The sequence below is a fragment of the Streptomyces sp. PL-25 genome, from assembly GCF_058344915.1.
In genome coordinates this window covers 868,638-880,480 of sequence record NZ_CP136997.1, presented here as the reverse complement: position 1 = coordinate 880,480, position 11,843 = coordinate 868,638, and the positions used below count along the sequence as shown (strand labels likewise).

8 protein-coding genes and 1 pseudogene are annotated in these 11,843 nt (G+C 75.6%); 4 read left to right on the top strand and 5 right to left on the bottom strand.

What is annotated here, in order from left to right; genetic code table 11:
• The first annotated feature begins 55 nt into the window (after positions 1-55).
• Positions 56-1,556 (top strand): annotated as a pseudogene (locus R4Z62_RS03815) (FUSC family protein).
• 213 nt (positions 1,557-1,769) lie between these two features.
• Positions 1,770-2,807 (top strand): lactonase family protein, encoded by a 1,038-nt coding sequence (locus R4Z62_RS03810; RefSeq protein WP_355475834.1) that lies wholly within the window; start codon positions 1,770-1,772, stop codon positions 2,805-2,807.
• Between the two features lie 183 nt (positions 2,808-2,990).
• Here R4Z62_RS03810 and R4Z62_RS03805 read toward each other — a convergent pair whose 3' ends face one another.
• Together R4Z62_RS03805 and R4Z62_RS03800 are read right to left on the bottom strand one after the other, a co-directional pair.
• Positions 2,991-3,911 carry a sirohydrochlorin chelatase gene (locus tag R4Z62_RS03805; RefSeq protein ID WP_107440579.1) on the bottom strand — a complete coding sequence of 307 codons (921 nt, stop codon included), beginning with the start codon at positions 3,909-3,911 and terminating at the stop codon, positions 2,991-2,993.
• A 210-nt stretch (positions 3,912-4,121) separates the two neighbouring features.
• Positions 4,122-5,111, bottom strand: a complete 990-nt coding sequence (locus tag R4Z62_RS03800; protein WP_491519120.1) for an N-acetylglucosamine kinase — start codon at positions 5,109-5,111, stop codon at positions 4,122-4,124.
• 227 nt (positions 5,112-5,338) lie between these two features.
• Between R4Z62_RS03800 and R4Z62_RS03795 the strand changes: the two genes are divergently transcribed.
• Positions 5,339-6,016 (top strand): uracil-DNA glycosylase, encoded by a 678-nt coding sequence (locus R4Z62_RS03795; RefSeq protein ID WP_064531397.1) that lies wholly within the window; start codon positions 5,339-5,341, stop codon positions 6,014-6,016.
• A gap of 184 nt (positions 6,017-6,200) precedes the next feature.
• On the opposite strand, the gene R4Z62_RS03790 is transcribed toward R4Z62_RS03795, so the two are convergent.
• From R4Z62_RS03790 to R4Z62_RS03780, 3 genes are all read right to left on the bottom strand, one after another.
• Positions 6,201-7,718, bottom strand: a complete 1,518-nt coding sequence (locus R4Z62_RS03790) for a sensor histidine kinase (RefSeq protein ID WP_491519119.1) — start codon at positions 7,716-7,718, stop codon at positions 6,201-6,203.
• 121 nt (positions 7,719-7,839) lie between these two features.
• Positions 7,840-8,997 (bottom strand): WD40/YVTN/BNR-like repeat-containing protein, encoded by a 1,158-nt coding sequence (locus R4Z62_RS03785; protein WP_491519118.1) that lies wholly within the window; start codon positions 8,995-8,997, stop codon positions 7,840-7,842.
• 180 nt (positions 8,998-9,177) lie between these two features.
• On the bottom strand, positions 9,178-10,947 hold the full coding sequence (locus R4Z62_RS03780) for an acyl-CoA dehydrogenase family protein (RefSeq protein WP_491519117.1): 1,770 nt from the start codon (positions 10,945-10,947) through the stop codon (positions 9,178-9,180).
• Between the two features lie 70 nt (positions 10,948-11,017).
• Between R4Z62_RS03780 and R4Z62_RS03775 the strand changes: the two genes are divergently transcribed.
• Positions 11,018-11,767, top strand: a complete 750-nt coding sequence (locus tag R4Z62_RS03775; protein ID WP_491519116.1) for a PaaX family transcriptional regulator C-terminal domain-containing protein — start codon at positions 11,018-11,020, stop codon at positions 11,765-11,767.
• Positions 11,768-11,843: the final 76 nt, after the last annotated feature.

The following is an 11,843-nucleotide window of genomic DNA, read 5'->3' as shown; positions in this document are numbered from 1 at the left end:
GGCACGCCCGTCGTGCCGTGCCGGGTCCACACGTCTGCCGAGGGGGCGGTCATCAGTGCTCAAGAGGGTGTTCGCGGCTCCGGATCCCGGGCGGGCGCGGCTGCGGTTCGCGTCCCGTGCCGTCCTCGGGATCGGCCTGGCGACCGCCGTGTGCGGGCTGGCCGGACACTCCCTGCACGGCGCCGTGACCGGCGGGCTCGCCGCGCTGCTCGTCCTGTTCACCGTCACCGACCCCACGGTCCGCGGCCAGGCGGTCACCACCGTGCTGCTGCCCGTCGTCGGCGTCCCCGTCCTGGCCGCCGCCGCGGCGCTGCACGGCCTCCCGGTGGCCCGGGACCTCACCTTCCTGGCCCTGGTCGGCGCCGGTGTCTACGCGCGCCGCTGGGGGCCGCGCGGCCACAGCCTGGGTGTCTTCGCGTTCATGACCTTCTTCGTGGCCCAGTTCCTGCACGCCACGACCGGGCAGCTGCCCGAGCTGTCCACCGCCCTTCGTGCTGTCCGTGCTCACCGCCGCCGGGGTGCGCTTCGGGCTGTGGTGCTACGAGCGCCGCAGCTCCCCGGTCGCCCCGCCGCTGCCCCCGGACGGCACCGGCCTCGCCCGGGTGACCACCCGGCAGGCGGTCCAGGCGACCGCCGGCGCCGGGTTCGCGCTTGTCGTCGGCCAGCTGGTGTCCGGGCAGCGCTGGTACTGGGCGGTCGGCGCCACCTGGTGGGTGTTCGTGAACACCGCCTCACGCGGCGAGACGCTGGTCCGCGGCTTCCGCCGGGTCCTCGGCACGGTGCTCGGCATCGGCCTGTGCGCCTTCCTCGTCGCCCCGCTGCACGGAGCCGCGCTGCCCACCGCCGCGCTCGTCGCCGTCAGCGTCTTCGGCATCTTCTACACCGCCGCCGTGTCCTACACCTGGATGATGCTCTGGGTCACCCTCCTCGCCACCTCGCTCTACGGCCTGCTCGGCGTCCTCACCCCAGGGCTGCTCTCCCTGCGGCTGGGGGAGACGGCGGTCGGCGCGCTCGGTGCCTGGCTCGCCGTGCTGTTCGTGCTGCCGGTCAGCACCCACGCCGTCACCGGCGCCTGGATCCAGCGCGCCCTGCGCTGCGTGCACACCTGCACCGCCGAGGCCGCCGCCCGGCTCGCGGGTGCCACCGACGCCGACCCGGCGCCCCGGGTGGCCGAACTGGAACACCTGCTGGGCCGGGTACGGCTCTCCGTCGCCCCGCTCGTGCACCCGCTGAACCCGATGCTCGGCCGCAAGCGCCGCGCCCGCCAGGTGCTCGCCCTGCTGGACGACTGCGCCCGCGAGGTCCGCGGCCTGGTCGCGGTTGCCGCCGATCCCGTGGCCTCGCACGACGCGCGGCTGGCTGCCGCCTGCTGGCGGGTGGAGGCCGCCGTCGAGGGGCTCACCGACGGCGGCGGTACGTCCCTCACCGCCGCCGGCACCGCCCACCCCGCCGCTGAGGCGCCCGCGCTCGCCCACCTGCACGGCCTGGAGCGGGCCCTCGCCGAACTGGCCGCCCCGCTGCGCGCGCCGTCCGGCTCGCCGCTGGTCGGCGCCTGACGCGCGAACCGCCCCGGGGACGGGCGCTCCGCGCCGACGTACACTCCCGCGCCTGCGCCGTGGCCCCTCGCGCCCCAGGCGCACGGCCGTCCCGCCCGGCGTGCGTCCGGAGGGGCGCGGCGCCACCGGAACACTCGCCGCCACCATGGTCTAGACCGTTCTTGATCGGCTGCTACCGTCACCCCGAAACGGGTCGACGGAGAGGGGACAGCGGTGGCAGACGAGGGCGGCAGGCGGCAGCGGGCGTTCATCGGGTCGTTCACGGCGGCGGGAGGCCCCGGCGTGGTCACGGCCGCCGTCACCGAAGGCGGCGCGCTCACCCCGCTGAGCAGCGTGGACGGCGTGCTGGACCCCTCCTACCTCGCGCTGTCGGCGGACGGCGGCACGCTCTACGCGGTCAGCGAGACCACCGAGGGCGCGGTGGCCGCGTACCGGGTGAAGGGCGAGACGGTCGAACTCCTCGGCCCGCCGGTCCGCGTCGGCGGCAGCGGCCCCACCCACCTCAGCCTGGCCGACGGGCACGTCCTGACGGCCAACTACGACTCGGGCAGCGTCAGCGCCGTACCGGTGCGCGCGGACGGGAGCCTCGCCCCGAGCGTGTCCGACGTGCTGGCGCACACCGGCTCCGGGCCGCACGAGCGCCGCCAGCGCGGCCCGCACGCCCACCAGGTGCAGCCCGACCCGAGCGGCCGGTGGGCCGTCAGCGTCGACCTCGGCACGGACTCGGTGCGGGTGTGCACCCTGGCGGACGGCGGCCTCGCCCTGCACCGCGAGATCGCGCTCCGCCCCGGCTCCGGCCCCCGCCACCTGGCCTTCCACCCGGACGGCCGGCACGCCTACGTCGTCAACGAGCTGACCCCGACCGTCACCGCCTGCCGGTGGGACGCGGAGACGGGCTCGCTCAAGCCGCTGGCGGAGACCCCGGTGCTGCCCGCCGCCCCCGCGGGCGACGCCTACCCGTCGGGCATCGTGGTCTCCCCCGACGGCCGGTTCGTGTGGACCGCCACACGCGGCGAGGACGTCCTGTCGGTGTTCGCCGTCGAGGCGGACGGCGCGCGGCTCGAACCGGTCGGCACCGTCCCGTGCGGCGGCCACTGGCCCCGAGCCCTCACCTGGTCCGACGGTTGTCTGTACGTCGCCAACGAGCGCTCCGGGGATGTCACCTGGTTCGCCGTGGACCCGCTCACCGGCCGCCCCGAACGGGCCGGTGCCATCAAGGTCGCGGCCGCGTCCTGCGTGGTCCTCGGCTGACCGCACCACTCACCCGCGGCACCGCCCCGGGCCCGCGGCGACACGACGAAGGGCCCGCTCCCGGACATCCGGGGGCGGGCCCTTCGCGGCAGTTGTGCGGCAGCCGTACGGCACCCCCCGCGGCAGGCGCACGCACCGTGCGCGGCAGGCGCGGCGTACGACCGGCGCGCGCCGGCGCGCACGTCAGCGGACCGGGGCGCCCTGCGCCTGCTGCGGGGCGATGCCCAGTGCCGTCGTGTACTTGGCCAGGGCCAGCTTGCCGATCGCCGGGTACGCGCCGAGCGCCTCGGCGGCCGGGCAGTCGGCCTCCTTGGCAGCGGCCTCGACCAGCTCGGCGTCGATCTCCGGGCCGACCAGGTACGGCGCCAGCGCGAGCTGCTGGGAACCGGAGGAACGCAGCTGCTCGGCGACGCCCGCGATCGAACCCTCCTGGTCGAGGGCGGCGGCCATCACCGGCACGGCGAGCCGTGCCGCGAGCAGCATGCCGGTGATCCCGGCCGCCTGCACGGCCTCCTCGCCGCCGACCGACGCGAGGATGATGCCGTCGGCGGCCGTCGCCACGGTGAACAGCCGGGCGCGGTCGGCGCGGGCCAGACCCGCTTCCGACAGGCGCACGTGCAGGGCCTCGGCGAGCAGCGGGTGCGGGCCGAGCACGTCGGTCAGCTCGGCGGCGACCCGGCTCTCCATGACGGCCTGGCGCAGCCGGCGCAGCAGGGCATTGTCCGGACCGGCGAGCAGCGGCACCACGACCGCGACCGGACCGTCGGGCTCGGCGGCCTCCCCACCGGCGGCGAGCGCCTGCTCGTAGCGGGCCGTCCGCTCGTCGGCCGCGCGCGCGAGCACGGACTGGACCGTCGGGAACTCCGCGTCGTCCCCGTCGAGAAACCCGATCAGGGCGTCCAGACCGGGAAGCTCGGAGCGGGCGATGCTCACGACCTCCTCGGCGAGGCTGCGCGTGGCGGCACCGGGCGTGCCCGGCACCGCGAGGACGAGCGCGGGCGCGCCCTCGGGAGCCGCCAGCGGTTCGGGTCGGCGGTGCCGTCCGGGCTGGCGGGGGCGCGGCATTCGTACAGGCAGGCCGGCGGGCCCAGTGGGGGAGCTCATGGCGCCGCATGTTACTGGCTTTCGGGCTCCCCCTGTTCGGGGAGGGGGCGGGTGAGCGGTTTCCGTCCGGTTTTGTCGCTTGAGTGACAAGCCGATCGGAATTGATCGATGTGTGCAATCGGACGGCACACGACAACTCGCCCAGGACGTAGGGGCACTTGTCCGGAACAGGACGGACATGTACTGGTTGGGGGCGACCGGGTCCCGGTTTCAGAGGCATTCCCGAGGGACGTACAACATCGTCCCGTCCGCCGGGAGGGTCAGCGCGCCCCCGGCCAGATCGGCCGCGATCCGCACCGCTCCGTGCAGCGGATCCCCGTCCGCGGCCACGCGCCGCGCGTGCGGCAGCCGTGCGGCCAACTCCTCGCCCAGCGGCCCGAGAAGAGGCTCGCCCATCTTGAACAGGCCGCCGGTGAGCGCGATCGACGGGGCACCCGAGGCCGGGCAGACCGCGGCGGCCGACTCGGCCATGTGCCGTGCCGCCGCCCGCAGCACCCCGGCCGCGACCGGATCGTCCGGGGCGCAGGCGGCCACCTCGGGAGCGAAGGAGGCCAGGACGGCGGCGCGGTCGGTGCGCGGATAGAGCATGCCGGGCAATCGGGACAGCGGGCCGAACCTCTCCTCGGCGCGGGCGCGCAGGGCGGCCGAGCCGCCGTCCCGTCCGTCGTGGGCGCGCAGCGCGGCCTCAAGGCCGGCCCGGCCGATCCACGCCCCGCTGCCGCAGTCGCCCAGCAGATGGCCCCAGCCGTCGGCTCGGCGCCAGCCGCTCAGATCGGTCCCGACCGCGATCAGACCGGTACCGGCGGCGACGACGGCGCCCGGCCGCGCCCCCAGGGCACCGACGTACGCGGTGACCGCGTCGGCCGCGAGCGCGACCCTGCGCGCCCCGAACTCCCGGGCGAACGCGCCGGGCAGTTCGGCGCGCAGCGCGTCGCCCAGTGTGGCGAACCCGGCCGCCCCCACGACGGCCGTCTCCAGCTGCCCGAGCCCGGCCTCCGCGGCCAGGTCCCGCGCGAGCGGTGCGAGCTGCGCCAGCAGATGCCCGGGATCGATCCCCCCGGTGCCGGTGCGCACGGGTTCCCGGGACTCGCGCTGCGCAAGCGGTCCGCGGCCGGGCACCCCCACGGTGACCCGGAGACCGGAGCCGCCGGAGTCCACGGCGAGGAAGCCGGCCGCGCCCGTGTCCTTCCGGGCCGTCACCGCCGCCTCCGGACGGGACGGACCGGGCAGCGCGGCCTGACCACTGGGCGCATCGGGCGTGCCTCCTCCACCGGGGGCCCGCACGGCCTCGACGGGCGTACGCGGACCCCGCCGGATGTCGACGGGACGGACGAGACGGAAGGGTAGCGCCGCAGGCCGCGCACCGCAGGCGCACCGCGGGAGGTCCCGGTGCGGGGCACCGGCGCGTGCCAGTAGAGTGACGCGCCGTGGCACCACGACCGTTGCATGAACTCGTCGAAGCGGGCTGGGCGAAGGCCCTCGACCCCGTGGCCGAACGCATCGCCTCCATGGGGAACTTCCTCCGGGCGGAGATAGCGGCCGGCCGGACCTATCTGCCCGCCGGAGCGAACGTCCTGCGGGCCTTCCAGCAGCCGTTCGACGACGTCCGCGTCCTGATCGTCGGCCAGGACCCCTATCCCACACCGGGCATGGCCATCGGGCTGAGCTTCGCGGTCTCGCCCGAGGTGCGCTCGCTGCCGGGCAGCCTGGAGAACATCTTCCGGGAGCTGCACACCGACCTGGGCCTGCCCAGGCCGTCCAACGGGGACCTCACGCCGTGGACCCGGCAGGGCGTGCTGCTGCTCAACCGGGCGCTGACGACCGCGCCGCGCAAGCCCGCCGCGCACCGGGGCAAGGGCTGGGAAGAGGTCACCGAGCAGGCCATCCGGGCACTGGCGGCCCGGGGCAAGCCGCTGGTGTCGATCCTGTGGGGCCGCGACGCGCGCAATCTGCGACCGCTGCTCGGGGACCTGCCGGCGATCGAGTCCGCCCATCCCTCGCCGATGTCGGCGGACCGGGGGTTCTTCGGCTCGCGTCCGTTCAGCAGGGCCAACGACCTGCTCGCGCAGCAGGGCGCGCAGCCGGTGGACTGGCGACTGCCCTGAGCCCAAGGGGGCCGTCCCGGTCCGGGGCGGCCCGCCGTCCACCGGGGCACCCCGGGCACTGGCGTCGGCACCGGGCGCGGCCCGCCCCGGACCGGGGCGCTCCTGACAAGGTCCCGTACGCGTCCGAGCCCCGCTGCACTCGTCCGTGGCCGCCGCACCCGGTCGCCGAGGACAGGCCGTCACGTCAGCGGCGACGGGCACAGGCGCGGTCATCGCCGCTTCCCCCCACCTGTTCGACCTGTTCGACGCGTTCCGGCCCGGCGGCCCTTGCGGAGGGCACCGTGTCCGGGCCGTCGTCCCGCTCCGGGCGGTACGGAACCGGCAAGGTGAACGCCACCTCGAAACCCTCCGCACCCCCCGCGGGACCGGGACCGGGACCGGGTCCGGCGCGGAAGCTCCCGCCATAGAGCCGCACCCGCTCGTACATGCCGACCAACCCGTGCCCGGCCCCCCGGACCGCGGCCTCCGCCACCCCGCCTACCGCGGTACTTCCTGCGGAGCGGGCGGATTCCGGGGTGCGCCGGCCGGTTCGCGCGGCGCGTCCCACCGGTCCTTTGCGCCCACCGGCCCCTCTGACGGCCGCTCCCGCCGCGCCGTGCCCGGCGGCACCGACCGGGACCGGGGCCGGAACCGGGCCGTCGTCCCCGGTCGCGGCCGGTGGGTCCTGCGTCCGGTCTCCTCCGTCGTCGGACACCGTGACGGACAGCAACTGGGCCTCGTAGGCCAGCGATATGCGGACCCGGGCGTGCGCACCGGCGTGCTTGAGTGTGTTGGTGAGGGCCTCCTGGACGATGCGGTAGGCGCACAGGTCGGCTCCCGGGGCGAGCGGCCGGGGAGTGCCGGAGACCTCGGTCTCCACGACGAGGCCCGCCGCGACCGTCCGGGCGGTCAGCTCGCCCAGCCGGGCGAGGCCCGCGTCGTCTCCGGTGGGCGGCCCGGACACGGCCTCGGTGCCGTCCGGACCGACCCGCAGCACTTGGAGCAGGCCGCGCATCTCCTCCAGCGTCTCTCGCGCGGTGTCCTCGATGACGCACAGCGCGGCGCGTGCCCTGGCGGCGTCCGTGTCGAAGACGTACCGGGCCAGACCGCTCTGCACCGAGACGACCGACAGATGGTGGGCGACCACGTCGTGCAGCTCGCGGGCGATGCGCAGCCGCTCCTCCGTCACCGCGTGCCGGGCGCGGGCCCCCTCCTCGGCGCGCAGCCGCGCGGTCAGCCGGTCCAGCTCGGTGTTCTGCTTCTCCAGCCGGCGCAGGTTCATGCCGAAGCCCCAGGCGAGCAGCAGCACCACCAGCGTCTGCCCCACGGCCACCAGGGGCGACATCGCGTGGGAGGCCAGCGCGTTGTAGGTCCAGACCGCGACGACCGGTACCGCCGCCGACGCGGTACGGCGCGTCGGCTGAGCCGAGGCGATCGTGAAGAACGCCAGCATCGGCGACCACACGTTGACCGACGGCTGGTAGCCGAGCGCCGTGTACAGCACGAGACCGGCGCAGGTGGCGCACAGCACCGGCCACGGAGCGACCCGGCGCACCGCGAGCGGCAGATGGACGGCCGAGGTCAGGGCGATCGCGCGGGCGTCGAAGGGCGGCCAGCCCGCCGGCCGGTACCCGAGGGCGAACCCGAGGGTGACCCCCAGCAGCGCGAGCGCGATCAGGGTGTCCAGACGGAGGCGTTGACGGGGTGTCACCCAAAGGCGCATGGCCGCAGGGTAGCCAGCTGCCTCCGGCACGTCAGCAGCATCGGGGGAGAGGAGCCCCTCACCTTTGGACACGGCCCGCACCGCACACCCCCGCTCGCCTCGCCTCGCCTCGCCCCGCGCCTCAGCCGATCACCGCCGCGCGGACACACAGCACGTCCGGCAGGTGCGAGGCCAGTTGCTCCCAGCTGTCGCCGTCGTCGGCCGACGCGTACACCTCGCCGTTGCGGTTGCCGAAGTACACGCCCGCCGGGTCGGCGTCGTCGGTGCACAGCGCGTCGCGCAGCACGGTCCCGTAGTGGTCCTGCTGCGGCAGCCCGGCCGAGAGCGGCTCCCAGCTCCGCCCGGCGTCCGCCGTGCGGAACACCCGGCAGCGGTGTCCGGCGGGCACCCGGTCCGCGTCCGCGTTGATCGGGAACACATACGCCGTGCCGCCGCGGTGCGGGTGCGCGGCCGCCGCGAAGCCGAAGGTGGAGGGCAGGCCCTCGCCGATGTCCGTCCAGCGCCCGCCGCCGTCGTCGCTGCGGTACACGCCCCAGTGGTTCTGGAGGTAGAGCCGGTCCGGGTCGACCGGGTCCTGGGCGACCTTGTGGACGCACTGGCCGAACTCGGGATCGGGATCCGGCAGGAACACGGCGGACACCCCGGAGTTGGCCGGCGCCCAGCTCGCTCCGCCGTCGGCCGTGCGGAACACCCCGGCGGTGGAGACGGCGACCGTGACGGCCTTCGGGTCGCGCCGGTCCGTGACCACGGTGTGCAGGCCCTCACCGCCACCGCCGGGCACCCAGCGGGAGCGGGTGGGATGCTCCCACAGCGGCCGGACCAGCGCGAAGCTCTCGCCGCGGTCCTCGGAGCGGTACAGCGCGGCCGGTTCCGTGCCCGCGTACACCACGTCCGGTTCCGCGGCGGCCGGGTGCAGTTGCCACACCCGCTCCAGCGACGCGCCGGTGTCCCGCGGGAACCGCACCGCGGGCCGGTCCGGCTCGGTCCAGTTGCGGCCCAGGTCGTCGGAGTGGAAGACGGACGGCCCCCAGTGCGCGCTGTCCCCGGCGGCCAGCAGCCGCGGGGCCGCGCCCCTGGTGTCCACGGCGACCGCGTACACCGCCTGCGCGTTGAAGTGGGGGCGGTCGTCGAACTCCCAGGAGCCACCCCGCCGTCGCCCGATGAACAGGCCCTTGCGGGTGCCCACCGCGAGCAGTACCTCGGTCATGCCGGCCACCTCCGTGACACATCGGCCCAAAACGCCTTCGTCCCAGGCACCGGCCAGTCTGCACCCCACCACTGACAGTCACCTCCGCGGCGACGTCACCGCAGGTCACACCGGCCTGGTCCGCCACGGGCCGGTGTGACGAGGCAGGGCGATGTGGCGGGGGAACGGGGGCGTGGCGGGGGAGCGGGGCGGAAGCGCGCGCCGCGGCGGTGCCGGAGCCGCGCGGCGGTCGCGGCACGCGCGATCAGCGGCTCACCCGAAGTCCGGCAGTGCCCGTCCCAGGACCGCGTCGAGGTCGGCGGTGTCCGGCAGGGTGCCGAAGGAGTGGCCCCAGTCCCCGCCCAGCCGCGTGGCGCAGAACGCGTCGGCGACCGCGGCCGGGGCGTGCCGGACCAGCAGGGACGCCTGGAGGGTCAGCGCCATCAGCTCCACCAGTCGGCGCGCGCCCACCGGGGACGCCTCGCCGAGCCCCTGCCGCAGCCGGGTCACGGCCGCGTCCAGCCGGGCGTCGGCGCCACGGGCGAGGGCGAGCTCGGCGAACAGCGCCTCGGCGGCGCCGGGTTCGCGCTCCAGGGCCCGCAGCACGTCGAGCGCGTTGACGTTCCCGGAGCCCTCCCAGATCGACAGCAGCGGCGCCTCCCGGTAGTGCCGGGGCATGCCGGACTCCTCGACGTAGCCGTTGCCGCCCAGGCACTCCAGGGCCTCCGCGGTGAAGGCCGGGCCCCGCTTGGTGACCCAGTACTTGCCGACGGCGGTGGCGATGCGCCGGAACGCGGCCTCCTCCGGAGCCCGCGGGCCGCCCCGCACCGCCCGGTCCGCGGCGCCCGCGAGCCGCAGCGTGAGCGTCGTCGCGGCCTCCGACTCCAGCGCCAGGTCGGCCAGCACATTGCGCATCAGCGGCTGATCGGCGAGCAGCGCGCCGAAGGCCCTGCGGTGCCGGGTGTGGTGACCGGCCTCCACGAGGGTCTTGCGCATCAGGGCCGCCGACATCATCACGCAGTCCAGACGGGTGCAGTTGACCATCTCGATGATCGTCCGGACACCCCGCCCCTCGGGGCCGACCACCCAGGCCACCGTCCCGTCGAACTCCGGTTCGCACGACGCGTTGGACCGGTTGCCCAGCTTGTCCTTGAGCCGCTGGATCCGGAAGGCGTTGCGGGTGCCGTCCGGCAGGACGCGCGGCACCAGGAAACAGGTCAGACCGCCCGGCGCCTGCGCGAGCACCAGGAAGAGGTCGCACATGGGAGCCGAGGTGAACCACTTGTGCCCGCGCAGCGTGTACACGCCGGGCTCGGCGGTCGGCACGGCCGTCGTCGTGTTCGTGCGCACGTCCGAGCCGCCCTGCTTCTCGGTCATGCCCATCCCGGCCAGCAGACCCGCCTTGTCGGCCGGCGCCCGCAGGCCCGGCTCGTAGACCCGGCCGGTCAGCAGCGGTTCGTAGACCGCGGCCAGTTCGGGCTGGGCCCGCAGGGCGGGTAAGGCGGCGTACGTCATCGACGTCGGACAGCCGTGTCCGGCGTCGGTGTGCCCCCACACCAGCCCGCCCGCCGTGCGCGCCACATGGGCGCCGGGCCGGTCGTCCGCCCAGGGCGCGCCCGCCAGGCCCTCGGCGACCGCGGTCCCGATCAGGTGGTGCCAGGCCGGGTGGAAGTCGACCTCGTCGACCCGGTTCCCGTAGCGGTCGTGGGTGCGCAGCTCCGGCTCGTGGCGGTTGGCGAGCTCGGCCCACTCCTGCGCCTGGACGCTTCCGGCCCGCGCCCCGAGCCGCCGTACGTCCTCCTCGGCCCATCCGGCGCCCTCCCGGTGCAGCCCCTCCAGCAGCGCCACGTCGTCCGACGCGTCGTAGGGGGCCAGGGGAGGGGGCTGGTTCGTCACGTCGTGGGTCGCGTACGGGCCGGAAGCCGGGGGCGTCGGAGCTGTCGGAGCTGTCGGAGCTGTCGGAGCTGTCGGAGCTGTCGGGGATGCCGGCGGTGTCGGAGGTGTCGTCCGGGTGTTCGCTGCGTGTGCGAGTGTCGAGGCCATAGCGCAGTGTTGCACTATTCGTTCAGCCGCAGCAATAGTGCAACATGAGTGGTCCGTACAGTACGTGACCATGAACGCCTCCCAGGGGCCCGCCCCGCTCGACCTGCGTCCGCTCTCCGCGCGGTCCGTCGTCCTGAGCCTCCTGCTGGGCACCCACCCGCCCGAGCTGCCGGTGAAGGACCTCGTGCGGGCCGTCGAGCCCTTCGGTGTCGGCGGATCGACCCTGCGCGCCGCGCTCAGCCGGATGGTGGCGGCCGGTGATCTGCGGCGCGCGGACGGCGTGCACCGTCTCAGCGACCGGCTGCTGGAACGCCAGCGGCGCCAGGACGCGGCCGTGCATCCGCTGACCCGTTCCTGGGACGGCACATGGGAGACGGCCGTCGTGACCGCGACCGGCCGCGGACCGGCCGAACGCGCCGAACTCCGCGCCCGGCTGACCGCCCTCCGCCTCGCCGAACTGCGCGAGGGCGTATGGCTGCGGCCCGCCAACCTGCGCCGCCCCTGGTCCGGCGACCTCGACGGCGTGGTCCGGCGCTTCACCGCCCGGCCCGAGGAGGACGCCCGCGGCCTGGCCGCCGGCCTGTGGCCGCTCGACGCCTGGGCGGCCACCGCCCGCGCGCTGCTCGCCCATGTGGCGGAAGCGGACCGCCCGGCCGGCCGCTTCACGGCCCTGGCGGCCGTCGTACGGCATCTGCTGGACGATCCCGTCCTGCCCGCCGCGCTGCTGCCCGCGCACTGGCCGGGTCCGGAACTGCGCGCCGTCTACACGCGACGGCAGCGGGAACTGACCGAGGAGGTGCTGGGCGGCACCGGGCGGTGACCCTGCTCCGCCTCCTCCCTCCTGCTCCGCCTCCTCCCTCCGGCACCGTCTCCTCCCTTCGGCACCGTCTCCTCTC